Consider the following 16006-nt stretch of genomic DNA (forward strand, 5'->3'; position numbering starts at 1 on the left):
GATTCACACTCACCAAGAGAGCACATAAGAGCGATAATCTAATCATGCGAGAAGATCCAAGTGTGAGGGAAGTCATCGAGACCCCTCGTAACTCATCTCATCGACAGTCCACACACCTCTGGTGGCATCAAAGGAGAGTTCAACAATCCACGGCATCTTCTCTTCGGCTGGAGTTTCACTGCCGGGAGCAACGTCACCACTGGCGAGGTAGCCAGTTGCCGACTGCGAGTCCACCAGAAGCGTGCCGATATATCCATTGGCTGACGGACGCAGGATCATGGATTGATTCCTTGGACTCGTGCCGGTAAACCATCCTCCATCGTCATAGATTTGCTCCATGCTGCTGGAGGTCAGTGAGCAAAACTCGCAGTACTGGCTGTACGACTCTCGATAGACCTCGACATCTCCAGTGCGCTCCGCGTAGTACATCGCATCCCAGAAGTACTCCACCGCCGCCTCGGCGCCCTCCTGGGTCTCCTCCTTCATCACCGCCGGCATCTCAGGCTTGGGCACGTTCTGCGCAGGACCCTCCGCAGACGCCGGCACATAGGCGCCACCACTGCCCGAGGACCCTGCAGCGGCCGTCGAGCCGACAGACCCGCTGGGCGACGTCGTCGGGCTGGACTCACCGGACGGGCTCGGCGTGGTCGCCTCGGCAGAGCTGGACGACGACCCGGCCGGCGTCGACGAGGAGCTCTCGGCCGGCTCCGACCCGCCGCCGCAGGCCGTGAGCAGCAGCGCCAGACCGGCCCCGAGGGCCCCGACCTGGGTCAGACGACGACGGCGCAGGACGCGCCGGGGTGCAGTGAAGGACATGAGCCCCCTCCTCCAGAAGGTTCCGTTCTGCGAACCGTCGGGCCCCGCGCTGATCCCGCAGCGCGCCCTCCCATGGGCTCAGGGGGCCGACCTGCCCGAGTGTACGCAGACACCCCCACCCCGCCACAGACTTCTCCACAGGCCGCCGAGACGGCCGCCCACACCGGCCCGCACCGCCACCTGATCGCGCGATGCAATCGAAATGCGCGGCTTTTCGATTGCATCCGTCCCCGGGGACCTCCCCCGGGCGGGGCCGGCGAGGCCTTCTGTCGAGGGGCGCGGGGAGAATCCCCGGCTCCACACGCTGCGCCCCGGAACGGGTCCCGCGTCCGCCCCGGACCCTAGACTGAAGGCATGACTGCTGAGTGGTGGATGGCCATGGCCGCGCTGGTGCTCGGCGCCGTGCTGGCGGTCGCCGTGATCGTCCTGGCGGTGCGGCATCGCGGCCTCGCCAAGCGCCACGAGCGCACGCGCGGGCAGCTGGACGCAGTCGAGCACCGGCTCGACGCGGCGCAGCGCCGCCTCGGCGAGCTGCCGGGCGTGGACCGGCCGCGCCAGGAGATCGCCCTGGTGCTCAACCCCGTCAAGACCCGCGCGGACGAGGTCCGGCGCGCGCTCGAGGCGATGGCGGACCGCGAGGGCCTCGGCTCCGTGCTCGTGCTGGAGACCGAGGAGGACGATCCGGGGACGCAGATGGCCAAGGACGCCCTCGAGGCCGGGGTGCGCCTGGTGATCGCCGCGGGCGGGGACGGCACGGTGCGCACCGTGGCCGAGCAGCTGACCGGAACGGACGTGGCCCTCGGAGTGGTCCCCCTCGGCACGGGCAACCTGCTGGCGCGCAACCTGGACCTGCCGATCAACGACATCGAGGAGTGCCTGCGGATCGCCCTGACGGGCCGCCAGCGTCGCATCGACACGGTGGACGTGCGCTTCACGCACGAGGAGGGTGAGGTCACCCGTCAGACGTTCACGGTGATCGGCGGCGCCGGCTACGACGCGGACATCATGGGCGACACCAAGGACGAGCTGAAGGACGTGGCCGGCTGGCTCGCGTACAGCGAGGCCGGCATGCGCCACCTGCGCGGCAAGCGCCACGAGGTGTCCATCTCCCTCGACGGCGGCGCGTCCCGCCGGTTCAAGGTGCGCACGGTGATGGTGGCCAACTGCGGCATGCTCACCGGCGGCGTGGAGCTGCTGCCGGAGGCCAAGCTCGACGACGGCCTGCTGGACGTCCTGGTCCTCTCCCCCCGCCATGCCCTGGACTGGGCGCGGATCGCGGCGAAGACCGTGACGCGCCACGGCGCGAAGATCCCGGTGATGCACACCGAGCAGGCCCAGCGCGTGAAGGTGGAGTTCGCGGACCCCATGCCGTCCCAGCTCGACGGCGACGCGACCGGGGACATCGTGGCCCTCGACGCCCGCGTGCAGCCGGACTCGCTCGTGGTGATGCTCGTGGACGAGAAGGAGGCCTCGGTGCACGACGACGGCCGCTCCGAGGCCGCCCCCGTCCCGGAGCCGGCGCCCCACATCTGACCCCACCCGCTTTCGTGCGGGAAACGGGAGGCTCCCGTTTCCCGCACGAAAGTGCTCTGCCAGGCTCCCGTTTCCCGCACGAAAACGCCGGGCAGCAGGGGCGCCGGGCAACGCGGGGTCAGCGGGCGAGGAGCCCGTCGACCCAGGCGCGGCCGGCGCGGTAGGCGTCGTCCGAGGTGTGCCGACGCACGGCCACGGGCCGGTGCTCGGCCCGCGGGTAGGACCCCAGGAAGCGCACGCCGGGGAAGATCCGGTGCAGCGCGCCCATCGCGGCGGCCACGCGCTCCTCGGCGAGGTGCCCCTCGAGGTCGATCGAGAAGAAGTACTTGCCCATCCCCTCGCCGGTCGGCCGGGACTCGATGCGCGAGAGGTTGATCCCGCGCGTCGCGAACTGGTCCAGGATCTCCCTCAGCGCGCCCGGATGGTCGTCCGGCAGGGGGACGGTCAGCGTGGTCTTGTCCGAGCCGGTGTGCGCGGGCAGCGGGCCCGGCCGGCCCACCAGCACGAACCGCGTCACCGCGCCCGTGACGTCCTCGATCGCCCGCGCCAGCACGGGCAGGCCGGTCTGCTCGGCCACGAGCGGGGCGCACACGGCGGCGTCGAACGGCTCGGATCCGGGCTCGGCGTCCGCGAGGGCCCGCGCCGCGGCGGCGGTGGATCCGGAGGGGGTGTACTCGACGCCGGGCAGGTTCGCCTCGACCCAGCCGCGCACCTGCGCCCACGCGTGGGTGTGCGTGGACACGCGCCGCACGTCCGCCAGCTCCACGCCGGGCCGGCCCACCAGCACGAAGCTGATCTGCACGAGCTCCTCGCGGAGGATCTGGAGGTCGTCGCCCGAGGCGATGTCGTCCAGGGTGGCGCTCACGCCGCCCTCCACGGAGTTCTCGATCGGCACCATGGCGTGGTCGGCCTCCCCGGCCCGGACGGCCGCGAGCGCGGCCGGCACGGACGTGGCGGGGATCAGCTCGGCCTGCTCGGCACCCGGCACGGCCCGCAGCGCGGCCTCCGTGAAGGTGCCCGCGGGGCCCAGGAAGGTGCAGCGCCCGAGGGGCGCGGCGTCGTCGCGGGTCACTTGACGGTGGGCTCGGCGCCGCCGTCGGCCTCCATGGGCTTGCCGGCCTCCAGCCATGCGCCGGAGCCGCCGGCCACGTTGATGGCCGTGTAGCCGCGGCCCACCATGAACTCGGCGGCGCGGGCGGAGCGGCCGCCGGTGCGGCAGATGACGTAGTAGTCGGTGTCCGGGTCCAGCTCCTCGAGGCGGTCCGGCAGCTGGCCGAGCGGCAGGTGCTGCGCGCCGGCGGCGCGGCCCAGGGTCCACTCGTCGTCCTCGCGGACGTCCAGGATGGCCGCGTCCGCGGGGATCTCGTTCACATCGACGGTCTCGAAAGCGCTCATGGCCTCAGCGTAGCCACCGGGGCGGACGCCGCAGGAAGAGTCCACGGTCGGTGAACGCGGGCGGCGTCCGGCGCGCACCGCCCGCCCCGGCGCCGCGTCCGGCCCGCCCGTTAGGCTCGGCCGCATGCTGACTCCCCACGACGACGCGCCCGCCCCCGCCGCCCCCGCCCGCCTGCTGGACCGCACGGCAGTGCAGCTGCGGGACGCCCTGGCGGCCGGGGAGCTGAGCGCCCGCGAGGTCACGCAGGCCGCCCTCGACGCCGCGGAGCGGCACGCCGGCCTCGGCGCGTTCACGCTCCTGGACCCCGAGGGCGCGCTGGCCCGCGCGGACGAGCTGGACGACGACGGCGCCCGCGCCTCCCTGCACGGCCTCCCGCTGGCCTACAAGGACCTCACGGACGTGCGGGGCCTGCCCACGCGGCACGGATCCGCCCTGCTGGCCGGCGCCCCGGCGGCGGAGGAGGACGCCCCGCTGGTGCGGCGGCTGGTCGGCGCCGGCACGGTGACCCTGGGCAAGACGACCGTCCCGGAGTTCGGGCTGGACTCCTACTCGGAGAACCTGGTCTCCGCGCCGGCCCGCAACCCCCTGGACCCCGCGCGCACGCCGGGCGGCTCCTCCGGCGGGTCCGCGGCCGCCGTCGCCGCGGGGATCCTGCCGTTCGCGCCGGGCTCGGACGGGGGCGGGTCCATCCGCATCCCGGCCGCCGCGTGCGGGCTGGTGGGCTTCAAGCCCGGCCGCGGGGAGCTGCCCGTGGACGAGCCGGCGGACACGGTCCGCAACCTCACGGTCTCCGGGCCGCTGGCGCACACGGTGGAGGACGCGGCCCTGCTCTACGACGAGCTGCTCACCCCCGAGGGGCTGCCCGGCCGCGTGCTGGCGGACCTGCGCCGCACGGTGGAGACCGCCCGGGCCGGCGGCGCCGTGGAAGGGCGGCGGATCGGGGTGACCACCGCCTCCCCGTTCGCCCCGGACGTGCCGATCACCCTGGCCCGGCCGGCGGTCACCGCGCTGACGAAGGCCGCCGCCGCCCTGTCCGCGGGCGGGCACGCGGTGCAGGACTTGCACCCGGCCTACGGCGAGGAGTACCACCGGGACTTCCGCACGGTGTGGACGTCGGGACTGCTGCGCGCCCCGCTGCCGGAGGACGCCGAGGAGCGCGTGGGCACGATCGCCGCGCACTTCCTGCGCACGGCCCGGACCGCGGGGCGAGAGGAGATCGACGACGCGGTCCGGCGGCTCGAGGCGTGGGCACGCGGGGTGCGGGGCCAGTTCGCGGCCGTGGACGTGGTGATGACGCCGGTGCTGGCCACCGCGCCGCCGCCGGTGGGCCACTTCCTGGCGATGGAGCCGGAGGACAACTACACGGCGCAGTGCGCGTTCACTCCGTACACCTCGATGGTCAACGTGCTCGGCCTGCCGGCCGCGTCCGTGCCCGTGCTCCGGGACGAGCGGGGCCTGAGCTGGTCCGTGCAGCTGATCGGCCGCCCCGGCACCTCCGGCGCCCTGCTCGCCCTGGCCGCGCACCTCGAGCTGCTGCTGGCCGGCTGAGCCGCGGCGCCCGGCCGGCTGAGCCGCAGTGCGCCGCCGGGCGCGGCGTCAGTAGGTGGAGTACTCGCTGGCCGCCATGCCGGCGGCCACCAGGATCGTCAGCAGGACGACGCCGAGCAGCACGAACGCCAGGGACAGGTAGTTCATGACCAGGCCGGCGATGGCCATGCCGCGGCCGTTGGGCTCGCGCTTGAGGCCCAGGTGGCCCAGGATCACGCCGACGATCGGCGGGACCACCAGGGTGAAGCCGCCGACGATCGAGACGATGCCGAGGATCATCGAGGCCACCGACCGGCCGGTGCCCTCCGTCTGGCCGGGCGCCAGCGGGGCGCCGAAGCCGTAGGCGGGCCGGCCGTGGCCCGGCGCCGGGGCGTACCCGGCCGGCGCGTAGCCGTCCTGGCCGTGCCCGGCCTGGCCGCCGTACGCGGGCGCCGCCTGCTGCTCGGAGTAGGACGGGGCCTGCTCCCAGCCGGCGCGGTCGGCGTCGGCCGCGGGGCCGTCCGGCCAGCTCGCGGCGGAGGAGCCGCCGCCGGACGCTCCGCCCCCGTACCAGCTCGGCTGGCCGCCGTCGGCGCGGCGGTGCGGGTCGTGGGCGGGGTGCGGTTCGGTCATGACGGTCCTTCCGGTCGGGGGCGTCGCGGTCCTGCCCTGAGTCTACGGGCGCGCCTGCGCGCCCCTCCTCGGCACCGCCTCGCCGCCGACCTCCTGCAGGTGCCCGGCGAACCCGCCCGGGGTGCGCCCGGTCAGCCGGGAGGAGGTGAGCACCCGGGTGGTGTCCGTGGCCCGCACGCGCGCGTCCGGCAGGGCGCGCACGGCCTCCACGAGGCGCACGTCCTCGTGCTCGGCCACGGGCGGGAACCCGCCGGCGGCCTCGTACAGGGACCACGGCAGGCCCAGGTTCGCGCCGTGCACGTGCGGGTGGCCCTCCTCGTGCCGGTAGTCCCGCACCCAGGCGCGCCGCAGCGCCCCCTCGCGGACGTCCACGGTGCCGAGCACGAGCGCCCCGTCCGGCCCAGCGGCCGTGGTCTGGGCCAGGAGCCAGTCCGCGGGCACGCGGCTGTCCGCGTCGGTGGAGGCGAGCCAGAGCCGCTGCGCCGGCACGTCCGGGAACAGCGCGCGGGCGCGGCGGGCGGCCTCGGCGCGGGCCCGGCCGACGCCGGCCTCCCCCGGCCCCGGCTCGCCGAGCTCGAGCACGTGCACGCGCGGGTCCGCGTGCCGGGCCGCCACGGCGGCGGCCACCGTGGCGTCGTCGCAGCGGTCCGCGGCGACCACCACGGCGGCGCTGCCCTGCGCGTGGTGCTCCTCCCAGCGGTCCAGGGCGGCGCCGAGGGCCGCGAGCGCGGCGGGCAGCCGCTCCTGCTCGTCCTTGGCGGGCACGATCACCACGGCGTGCGTGGCGGCGGCGGCCCGCACGTGGAGGCTGAGCCGGAAGTCGTCCTCCACGAGCTCGGTGCGCAGCCGCCAGCGCGGGTCGGCGGCGACGCGCGCGTGCACGGCGTCCCCGTCCAGCGGCCAGCCCTCGATGGGGTGGCGCCAGTGGCACAGCAGCAGCTCCCCGCCGGGGGCGAGCGCGGCGTCGGCGTCGTCGATGAGCGCGTCGAGCTCCTCGGGCTGCAGGAAGTAGCCGATCTCCGAGGCGATCACGAGGTCGGCCCCGGCGACGTCGTCCGGCCAGTGCCCGGGCAGCACGGCCCGGCGCACCTCGGCGTGGGGCGTGTCCGCGAGGCGGGCGGCGGCGCGCTCCACGGCGGTGGGCGAGGCCTCCAGGCCGACCACGCGGTCCGCGCGGGCGGCCACCTCCCCGGTGAGCACGCCGATGGACGCGCCGGCCTCCACCACCGTCCCGTACCGGGGGCGGGGCAGCACGGCGAGGGTGAGCGCGCGCTTGCGGGCCTCGTACGGGGAGCTGAGGTACCGCCACGGGTCCTCGTGCTCGCGGTAGAGGCGGTCGAAGACGGCGGCGGCGCGGTGGGCGTCGGCGTCGTCGGGGCCGGAGAGGCGGTGCGCCTCGAACGGGCGGTCGTGGTGGGCCAGCACCTGCGGCCCGAGGACGGCCTCGTCGCCGGGGGCGTCGGAGAGGGGGCGCACCTGGGAGGCGTGGGCGTCGAGGGCGGCGCGGCGGGTGGCCCGGTCGTCGTCGGTGAGCGCCAGCCGCCGGTAGCGGCGGGCGGGCAGCTCGGCCGGGTCGGCCCAGTGCCAGAACCAGATGGGGAACGCGCACAGCGGCAGGTCCCGCTCGCCGGCGAGCTCCCCCACGGCCCGGCCCACGGCCTCGTGGTCCGCGTGCCCGTCCCCCGGGTCGTGGGAGGCGAGCACCGCGGGGCCGGGGTGGGCGGCCAGGGCGGCGACGACGGCGGCGCGCACCGCGTCCTCGCGCCCGGCCACGCCGGAGTCGGGCAGGCCGAGGGACTCCCAGGTCAGCGCCGACCGGCGGTCCTCCCCCGGCCCGGGCAGGTCCGCGGCGAGCGCGTCGAGGGCGTGCTCCATCTCGGCCCGGCGCAGCCGCACGAGGTCCTCGGGGGCGTGCGTGGGCGAGTCTGGGTGGGAGGCCTCGCCGGCGGTGGCCACGAGCACGTGCACGCGCGCCCCGCCGCGCAGGGCGGAGCGGATCAGGCCGGTGGCGCCGAGCGTCTCGTCGTCGGGGTGGGCGACGGCCACCAGCAGCAGGGTGTCGGCGTCCCACGCGGGCGCCTCCAGCACGGGCAGCGCGCCCACGCCGGCGGCCGCCCAGGCCTCCTCGGACGTGCCGGCGTCGGTGTGGGAGAAGCTCACCACGTCCAGCCGCCGTCGGCGTCGCCGTCGAGCAGCGCGCGGCCGAGCCGGGCGTCGTCGCGGTGGGCGTGGTGCTGGCGCAGGTAGACCTGCAGGTCGGCGACGGCGCGCGCGTGCGCCGCGCTGCCCGTGAGGGGGCCGGGGCCGGTGGCCTGCCCGACGACGTCCACCACCTCGGTGCACAGCTGCGCCACGGTGCCGCGGATGCGGTCGGCCTCCACCATGCCGCGCCCGTGGTCCAGGCGGCCGGCGTCCACGTCCTCGGCGGCGCGGGCCAGCAGGGCGGCCATCGCGTGCAGCAGCCGGTCCACCCGGCCGAGCGCGGCCTGGGCCACCTGGTCCGGGCCCGGGCCGCGGCCCTCGGCCTCGGCGGCCGCGCGGGAGCGGGTGGCGTCCCGCAGGGTGCGGGCGATGCCCACGGCGCCGCCGAACCACACCGCGGCCACGCCGATGCCGCCCCACGCGAAGCCGGGGCGGCGCAGGTACCACTCGGGCCCTCCCACGGCCGTGCCGGGCACGGCGTCGAAGCCCAAGCCCACCGTGCGGATCGGGGCCAGGCCGAGGGCCGGCCACGCGGAGGAGGTCTCCGCGACGCCCGGGTGGTCCAGGTCCACGAGGACGGCGTGGCGGGTCCCGTCGGCCTCGCGCCCCGTGATCACCGCGGCCGCGCACTCGTCCGCGAGCGAGCACCACGGCTTCTCGCCGTCGAGCAGCCAGGCGTCCGGGCCGGCGTCGGGCCGGCCGTCCGAGGCTGAGCCGGCGTCGTCGTCGTGGGGTGCCGGGGTGAGGCGGGGCGTGCGCCCGCCGGACTCCGAGGCGTAGACGCCCAGCAGCCCGGCCGGGGCGGGCACGGACGCCTGGGAGAGGATCGAGAGCGCGTCCAGGTGCGGCTCGAGCACGCGCGCGGCGGAGAGGTCCTGGGCCGCCACCGAGGCGAGCAGCTCCCACTGCTGCCGCGTGCGGCCCTCGCCGGTGAGGGGCAGCTCGAGCGGGGCGGCGTCGGGGGCCGAGGCCTCGGTGTCCGGGGCGCGTCCCGCACCGAGCAGGGCCAGCATCGGGGCGACGTCGCCGTCGCAGGCCGACGCCGCGGCGAGCAGGGCGCGCTCGGCGGAACGGGCGGCGTCGGGCTCCGCGGTGCGCCCCGGGGGTGCGAGGCGGACGGGCTCGGGCTGGGCCATGGGTGCGGTCCTCCTCGTCGGCGGCCCGGGCCGAGGAAGCCCGGGGTCAGAGGATTCACCGTAGTCAGGCGGCGGTCGGCCGGGAATGCCCGGTCCGCCGGGAGCGATCACGGTCCGCGCTTTCTTGACATGTTCCAGAGAACGGGATGGTATCGACGGACATGGACACCACGACGCAGACCCCGGACGAGCGCACGCTGCTGCGCGCCGCCGGCCTGCGCGTCACCCGGCCGCGGGTCGCGGTGCTCACCGCCCTGGACAAGAGCCCTCACGCGGACGCCGCCACCGTGCTCGCCGCCGTCCGCCGCGAGCTGCCCGCCGTCTCCCACCAGGCCGTGTACGACTCCCTGCACACCCTGACCCACGTGGGGCTCGTGCGCTCCATCCAGCCGGCCGGCTCCACGGCCCGCTACGAGATCCGCCGGGACGACAACCACCACCACCTCGTCTGCCGCGACTGCGGCACCGTGGTGGACGTGCCCTGCCACACCGGCCAGGCGCCCTGCCTCGAGGCCCGGACCGACCACGGCTTCCTCATCGACGAGGCCGAGGTCTACTACTGGGGCCTGTGCCCCTCCTGCCACGGGGCCCCCGCCGCCTCGTCATGATGGCCGGGCCTCTTCCCCCGCCCCGCCGCCCGTGCCAAAGTGAGGGACATGACCGAGAACACCGCCGCCATCCCCGCCTCGGAGCGTCCCGGCACCCCCGCCCAGCCGCAGGACCTCATCGACGTCGACGCCCTCCTCGAGGCGTACCGCACCGGCCGGCCGGACGTGACGGACCCCGCCCAGAAGGTCGTGTTCGGCACCTCCGGGCACCGCGGTTCGGCACTGAAGACCTCGTTCAACGACGACCACATCGCCGCCATCACGCAGGCCGTGGTCGAGTACCGGGCCGCCCACGGCATCACCGGCGCGATCCTCGTGGGCAAGGACACCCACGCCCTCTCCGGGCCGGCGCAGGACACCGCCGTCGAGGTGCTGCTCGGCAACGACGTGGAGGTGCTCGTGGACGCCCGCGGCGGGTTCACCCCCACCCCGGCGGTCTCCCACGCGATCCTGCACCTCAACGCCGGACGCGAGCTCACCCCGGCCGGCTTCGCCGCCGACGGGGACAACGCCGGCCTCGTCGACGGCCTGGTGATCACGCCGTCGCACAACCCGCCCGCGGACGGCGGCTTCAAGTACAACCCGCCCCACGGCGGCCCCGCCGACACCGAGGCCACCACGTGGATCGCGGACCGCGCCAACGAGCTGCTCGCCGCCGGACTGGAGGGCGTGCGCCGCGTGGCGGGCGCCGACGTCGCCGGCCACCCGCGCCTGGGCGAGTTCGACTTCCTGGACCGCTACGTCTCCGACCTGCCCCAGGTGCTGGACCTCGAGGCGATCCGCGACGCCGGCGTGCGCATCGGCGCCGACCCCATGGGCGGGGCGTCCGTGGCGTACTGGGGTGAGATCGGGCGGCGGCACGGGCTCGACCTCACCGTGGTCAACCCCGAGGCCGACCCGACGTTCGGCTTCATGACCCTGGACTGGGACGGCAAGATCCGCATGGACTGCTCCTCCCCGCACGCCATGGCGTCGCTGATCGAGCGCATGCGCCCGGACGCCGACGGCGAGGCCCCCTTCGACGTCGCCACCGGCAACGACGCCGACGCCGACCGCCACGGGATCGTCACCCCGGACGGCGGCCTGATGAACCCCAACCACTTCCTGGCCGTGGCCATCGACTACCTCTACCGCCACCGCCGGCGCTGGCCCGCCGACGCCGGCGTGGGCAAGACCCTGGTCTCCTCCTCCATGATCGACCGCGTGGCCGGGGACCTCGGCCGCGAGCTCGTGGAGGTGCCGGTGGGCTTCAAGTGGTTCGTGCCCGGCCTGCTCACGGGCACCGGCGTGTTCGGCGGCGAGGAGTCCGCGGGCGCGTCCTTCGTGAAGTTCGACGGCGGTGCCTGGTCCACGGACAAGGACGGCTTGCTGCTGTGCCTGCTGGCCGCGGAGATCATCGCCGTGACCGGCCAGTCCCCGTCCGAGCGGTACCGAGACCTCGTGGCGCTGCACGGCTCCCCGGCGTACGCACGCATCGACGCCCCGGCCACCGCCGAGCAGAAGGCGAAGCTGAAGACCCTCTCCCCGGACGACGTCCCCGTGACCGAGCTGGCCGGCGAGACCATCCTCGCCACGCTGACGAACGCGCCCGGCAACGACGCCCCGATCGGCGGGCTCAAGGTGGTCACGCAGAACGCGTGGTTCGCCGCCCGGCCCTCCGGCACCGAGGACGTGTACAAGATCTACGCGGAGTCCTTCCGCGGGCCCGAGCACCTCAAGCAGGTGCAGGAGGAGGCGCAGCGGCTGGTGGACGCGGTCATCGGCTGACCCCGGGACGCTGGCCCCGACCCCCAACGTTGTCGTGCGGGAAACGGGAACCTGCCGCGCCGTCGTCGCGCGGAAGCCTCCCCTTTCCCACACGAAATTGCCCCCGAAGCCTCCCGTTTCCCACACGAAAGTGCCCCCGAAGCCTCCCGTTTCCCGCACGAAAGTGGGGACGGGGGGACGCGCCGGGGCTCAGAAGTCCGCGATCACCAGCTTCTTCATCCCCAGCAGCGCCTCGAACGCGCCGGGCCGCTCCATGAGCTCGCCCATCTCCTCCGGCACGATCTGCCAGGACACGCCCCAGCGGTCCTTGAGCCAGCCGCACTGCTCGGCCTCGGGCACGGCGCTCAGCGCCTCCCACAGCCGGTCGATCTCGGCCTGGTCCCGGCACTGCACCATGAGCGAGACGCCCTCGGTGAAGGTGAAGTCCTGCGCCACGGCCGAGTCCATCGCCGCGACCCACTCGCCGCGCAGCCGCGCGTCGGCGAACACGATCGACCCCGCCTCCACGGGCCCGCCCTCCGGCACGTGCCCCATGTCCCCGTAGGTGACGCGCTGGCCGGGGGTGGCGTCGTCGAACACGGCGAGGTAGTGGTCCAGCGCCTCCGCGGCCCGGTTCTGCGCGGGCCCGCAGAACATCAGCTGCGGGATGATCGCCGGCCGCGGGTCCCCGGCGGGGTCCGTGAGCATGAGCTGCCAGCTCACCCCGTGGCGGTCCTCCACCCAGCCGTAGTGCTCGGAGTGCGGGTAGGGGCCGAGGTCCATGAGCACGCGCCCGCCGTCGGTGAGCTCGGCCCACAGGGCGTCCAGCGTGCCGCGCGGGTCCTCCATGCGCGACGGGTCCGCGTTGACGAAGAAGCTGATGGACGGGTTCGGGGCGAACTCGTCGCCGGCGTTGACCAGGATGAAGCGGTGGCCGCCGAGGTCCAGCTCTTGCGTGAGGGTCTTCCCGGCCAGGGGCCTCTGGAAGTCCAGCAGGCCCTCGGTGGGGTAGCGGTCGGTCCGCACGTGGGCGGTGCCGGGCAGCCCGGCGAAGGCGCGGAGGTAGAACTCGGCGGCCGCGTCGGCGGTGCCGTCGCACCAGATGTTCGGGACGATGCGCTGCATGCCGCCGAGGGTACGCCCGGCGGCGGACACGCTCGGCGCGTCGCGGGGCGTCGCCCTCGGGGGCACGACGACGGCGGCCCGCCGGTTCCCGTTTCCCGCACGAAAGCGGTGGGGGGCTGGGCGAGGCTCCCGTTTCCCGCACGAAAGCACCCGGGGGCGGCGACGGCAGCCCGCCCTGCCGCCGGTCAGGCTCGGTCGGTAGCGTGACGGGCATGAGCACGCAGCATCCCGGCATCGCCACGGACTCCCCCGTCTCCTCCGACGACGACCTGCGCCCCGGCCTGGACGCCGCCCCGGTCGGACCGGCCGGCGAGGACGGCGACGACCCCGTGCGCGAGCCGCTGCCCACCGAGGCCCTGCCCCTGGCGCCCGCCGGGCCCCGCCCCGAAGACCCGCGGGCCGCCGTCGTGCGCCTGCGCGCCGCCGCCCGCTCCCGCGCCGCCCACCCGCGCGCGGTCCGCGTGCGCCAGCTCAAGGGCCTCAAGCGGCTGCTGACCGAGGGGCAGGACCGGCTGGTGGCCGCGCTGGGGCAGGACCTCGGCAAGCCGGCTACCGAGGCGCTGATGACGGAGATCGTCTCCGTGCGCTCCGAGGTGGACCACGCCCTGCTGCACCTGACCGACTGGATGGAGCCGCGCCCCGCGAAGCTGCCGCTGGCCCTGCGGCCCGCGAGCGCCGAGGTGCGGCCGCGGCCCAAGGGGCTCGTGCTGATCATCGGCGCGTGGAACTACCCCGTGCAGCTGACCCTGGCGCCCCTGGTGGGGGCGCTGGCGGCGGGCAACGCCGTCGTGGTCAGCCCCTCGGAGAAGGCGCCGGCCACGGCCGCGGCGCTGCGCGAGCTGGTGGCGGAGCACCTGGACTCGGCGCTGGTGTCCGTGGTGGAGGGCGGCAAGGACTGCAACACCGCCCTGCTCGCGGAGCCGTGGGACCACATCCTCTACACGGGCGGCGAGCGCGTGGGGCGGATCGTGTACGAGGCCGCCGCGAAGACGCTCTCCCCGGTGACCCTGGAGCTGGGCGGGAAGTCGCCGGCCGTGGTGACGCCGTCGCGCAACACGGGGGCGATGGCCCGGCGCATCGCGTGGGCGAAGTTCACCAACGCGGGGCAGACGTGCGTGGCCCCGGACTACGTGCTGGCTGTGGGCGACGTCGCCCATCGGCAGGTCGTGGAGGAGCTGCCGGGCGCGCTGCGCGAGTTCTACGGGGCGGACCCCCGCGCGTCGAAGGACTACGGCCGGCTCGTCTCCGCGGAGCACGCGGAGCGGCTGCGGGACCTGCTGCGGGAGGACCTCGACGCCGGCGCCGAGGTGCTCGTCGGCGGGGACGTGGACCCCGCGCAGCGGTACATGGCGCCCACCGTGGTCACGGGCGTCCGTCCCGACGGTGCTCTCATGCGCGAGGAGATCTTCGGCCCGATCCTGCCCGTGCTGCAGGTGGACACCTTCCAGGACGCCCTGGACTTCATCGCCGAGCGCCCCCACCCGCTGGCCGCGTACCTGTTCACGGACCGGCCGAGCTACCACCGCGCCTTCGACGACCAGGTGCAGGCCGGCGGCCTCGGCTACGACGTCGGCCTGCTGCACGCCGGCATCGCCACCCTGCCGTTCGGCGGCGTGGGCGCCTCCGGGATCGGGGCGTACCACGGGGTGCACGGCTTCGAGACGTTCTCCCACCTGCGGGCGTCCATCACGAAGTCCGACCAGGTGGACACGCTCAAGACGGCCTACCCGCCGTACGGCTGGGTCAAGCGGACGATGATCCCCAAGATGCTCTGACGGGCCGGCCGGGAGGGCTTTCGTGCGGGAAACGGGAGGCTCCGTCGGCGTCCCCACCCCCGCTTTCGTGCGGGAAACGGGAGGCTCCGCCGGCCTCCCGCCCGGGCCTTCAAGCGCCCGCGCAACGGACCTAGGCTCGCCTCCATCGACCCCGCCGGGGTCCTCTCGAGAAGAGCCGCCGTGCGACTATCCGCTCCCCCGCGCCGGCCGCGCGTGACCCGGATGGCGGCCCTGACCGCCGTCGTCGTCCTGGGCGTGGCCGGGTGCACCGGCCCCGAGGGCCGCACCCGCACGACGACGACGGGCGGGCCCGGCACGTCGACGTCCCCGCCGCCGGTGGTCCAGCAGTCCGAGGCGGCCGCGCACCCGGCCGACACCCTGCCCCTGGGGGACGAGGCTGCGGTCGCCGCCCTGCGGGAGCTGTTCGACGGGACCGTCCAGGTGACGCCCCCGGGCGGGGCCGACGTCGAGATGCGGCTGCGCCGCGCGGACGTGGAGCTGGTGCTGTCAGAGGAGGGGTGAGGGGCGTCGGGCGGGGCGCCTGCCGCCCCGCAAGCCTCCCGTTTCCCGCACGAAAGCGCCCCGGAAGGCCCCCGTTTCCCGCACGAAAGCGCGGGGCGGCGGGCCGGGAGTCAGCGCTGGGGCCAGATCCCGCGCGTCGTGAAGACGTCGGCGAGGACATCCGCCCGGTCGGTCATGATGCCGTCGACGCCGAGGTCGAGGAGGCGGTGCATCTCGTCCGGCTCGTCGATCACCCACACGTGCACGGGCAGCCCGGCCGCGTGGCAGCGCCGCACGAAGTCCGCGGTGACCACGCGGACGCGGCCGTGGCGCACGGGGACCTGCACGCAGTCGACGTCGAGGGCGTGGCGGGCCAGCCAGCGCGTGAGCCCCACCGGGCCGAGCGCCACCAGCGCCGCGATGGCGGCGGCCCCGCCCGACGTCGCCACGCGTCCCGGGCCGAACGCGCGGTCCTCGTGGCCCAGCGCGGCGAGCGCCCGGCGGAACGCGCGGCGGCGTGAGTCGTGGAACGAGGCGACGAGGACCCGCTCCCACGCCTCGTGCTCCGCGAGCAGGCGGGCCATGGCAGGGGCCGCGGCGCGGTCCTTGAGGTCCACGTTGAGCCGGGCCTCGGGCAGGGCGGCGAGCAGGTCGGCGAAGCGCAGCAGCGGCTCCCCGCCGACGTGGACCTCGGTGAGCCCGTTCCACGTGTGCTCCTGAAGGCGGCCGCGGCCGGTGGTCACGCGCTCCAGCGTCTCGTCGTGGAAGACGACCAGTTCGCCGTCCGACGTCGTGCGCACGTCCAGCTCGAGGTAGGCGAAGCCGGCGTCGTGCGCGGCCTGGAAGGCGGCGAGCGAGTTCTCCCGCCCGACGTCGGCGCCCCGGTGCGCGAACCCCAGCGGCCAGCCCTCGCGCCCGGGGACGGAGTCGGCGAGGTAGGCGGGGGCGGGGCGGTGCCGGGACGACGGCGGACGGCGGGTCACGGGGCCAGGGTAGCGGGGGCGGAGC

At 75.4% G+C, this 16006-nt stretch carries 14 protein-coding genes; 6 read left to right on the forward strand and 8 right to left on the reverse strand.

Translation table 11 applies throughout. The features are described 5' to 3' along the window. Positions 1-72 precede the first annotated feature (72 nt). Positions 73-816, reverse strand: coding sequence for a DUF6318 family protein (locus HDA33_RS09535; RefSeq protein WP_184172796.1), 744 nt, complete (start codon positions 814-816; stop codon positions 73-75). A gap of 354 nt (positions 817-1170) precedes the next feature. On the opposite strand from HDA33_RS09535, the gene HDA33_RS09540 reads away from it, so the two are divergent. Further along, positions 1171-2349 (forward strand): diacylglycerol/lipid kinase family protein, encoded by a 1179-nt coding sequence (locus tag HDA33_RS09540; protein ID WP_184172798.1) that lies wholly within the window; start codon positions 1171-1173, stop codon positions 2347-2349. 118 nt (positions 2350-2467) lie between these two features. Here the strand turns inward: HDA33_RS09540 and pheA are convergent, their stop codons facing one another. Together pheA and HDA33_RS09550 are read right to left on the reverse strand one after the other, a co-directional pair. Then, complete coding sequence (gene pheA / locus HDA33_RS09545; protein ID WP_017488721.1) at positions 2468-3421, reverse strand: prephenate dehydratase; 954 nt, start codon at positions 3419-3421, stop codon at positions 2468-2470. Then, a complete protein-coding gene (locus tag HDA33_RS09550; protein WP_184172800.1) occupies positions 3418-3744 on the reverse strand; it encodes a rhodanese-like domain-containing protein in 327 nt (108 codons plus the stop codon). The genes pheA and HDA33_RS09550 overlap by 4 nt, the downstream gene beginning before the upstream one ends. Before the next feature lie 124 nt (positions 3745-3868). Between HDA33_RS09550 and HDA33_RS09555 the strand changes: the two genes are divergently transcribed. After that, entirely contained in the window at positions 3869-5293 is a 1425-nt protein-coding gene (locus tag HDA33_RS09555; RefSeq protein ID WP_184172802.1) for an amidase, read from the forward strand. Positions 5294-5341: 48 nt separating this feature from the next. Here the strand turns inward: HDA33_RS09555 and HDA33_RS09560 are convergent, their stop codons facing one another. From HDA33_RS09560 to HDA33_RS09570, 3 genes are read right to left on the reverse strand one after another with little or no spacing between them, the layout of a single operon-like run. Continuing rightward, the gene (locus HDA33_RS09560; protein ID WP_184172804.1) at positions 5342-5905 is read right to left on the reverse strand and encodes a DUF4190 domain-containing protein; all 564 of its coding nucleotides are present in this window, start codon (positions 5903-5905) and stop codon (positions 5342-5344) included. 42 nt (positions 5906-5947) lie between these two features. Next, positions 5948-8065: a PIG-L family deacetylase gene (locus HDA33_RS09565; RefSeq protein WP_184172807.1), complete on the reverse strand. Its 2118-nt coding sequence runs from the start codon at positions 8063-8065 to the stop codon at positions 5948-5950. After that, positions 8062-9243, reverse strand: a complete 1182-nt coding sequence (locus HDA33_RS09570; protein WP_184172809.1) for an acyl-CoA dehydrogenase family protein — start codon at positions 9241-9243, stop codon at positions 8062-8064. Before HDA33_RS09570 ends, HDA33_RS09565 begins: the two co-directional genes overlap by 4 nt. 161 nt (positions 9244-9404) lie before the next feature. On the opposite strand from HDA33_RS09570, the gene HDA33_RS09575 reads away from it, so the two are divergent. Next, positions 9405-9851, forward strand: coding sequence for a Fur family transcriptional regulator (locus HDA33_RS09575; protein WP_184173910.1), 447 nt, complete (start codon positions 9405-9407; stop codon positions 9849-9851). A 48-nt stretch (positions 9852-9899) separates the two neighbouring features. After that, the gene (pgm, locus tag HDA33_RS09580; RefSeq protein WP_184172811.1) at positions 9900-11618 is read left to right on the forward strand and encodes a phosphoglucomutase (alpha-D-glucose-1,6-bisphosphate-dependent); all 1719 of its coding nucleotides are present in this window, start codon (positions 9900-9902) and stop codon (positions 11616-11618) included. A 189-nt stretch (positions 11619-11807) separates the two neighbouring features. Here pgm and HDA33_RS09585 read toward each other — a convergent pair whose 3' ends face one another. Continuing rightward, the gene (locus HDA33_RS09585; RefSeq protein ID WP_184172813.1) at positions 11808-12722 is read right to left on the reverse strand and encodes a VOC family protein; all 915 of its coding nucleotides are present in this window, start codon (positions 12720-12722) and stop codon (positions 11808-11810) included. Positions 12723-12934: 212 nt separating this feature from the next. On the opposite strand from HDA33_RS09585, the gene HDA33_RS09590 reads away from it, so the two are divergent. Beyond that, entirely contained in the window at positions 12935-14497 is a 1563-nt protein-coding gene (locus HDA33_RS09590) for an aldehyde dehydrogenase family protein (RefSeq protein WP_184172815.1), read from the forward strand. A gap of 180 nt (positions 14498-14677) precedes the next feature. Further along, the gene (locus tag HDA33_RS09595; protein WP_184172817.1) at positions 14678-15019 is read left to right on the forward strand and encodes a hypothetical protein; all 342 of its coding nucleotides are present in this window, start codon (positions 14678-14680) and stop codon (positions 15017-15019) included. Positions 15020-15129: 110 nt separating this feature from the next. On the opposite strand, the gene HDA33_RS09600 is transcribed toward HDA33_RS09595, so the two are convergent. Continuing rightward, complete coding sequence (locus HDA33_RS09600; RefSeq protein ID WP_184172819.1) at positions 15130-15981, reverse strand: glycerophosphodiester phosphodiesterase family protein; 852 nt, start codon at positions 15979-15981, stop codon at positions 15130-15132. Between the last annotated feature and the right edge of the window lie 25 nt (positions 15982-16006).

Origin of the sequence: Micrococcus endophyticus, assembly GCF_014205115.1 — a bacterium.
In the GTDB taxonomy this organism is placed as follows: domain Bacteria; phylum Actinomycetota; class Actinomycetes; order Actinomycetales; family Micrococcaceae; genus Micrococcus; species Micrococcus endophyticus.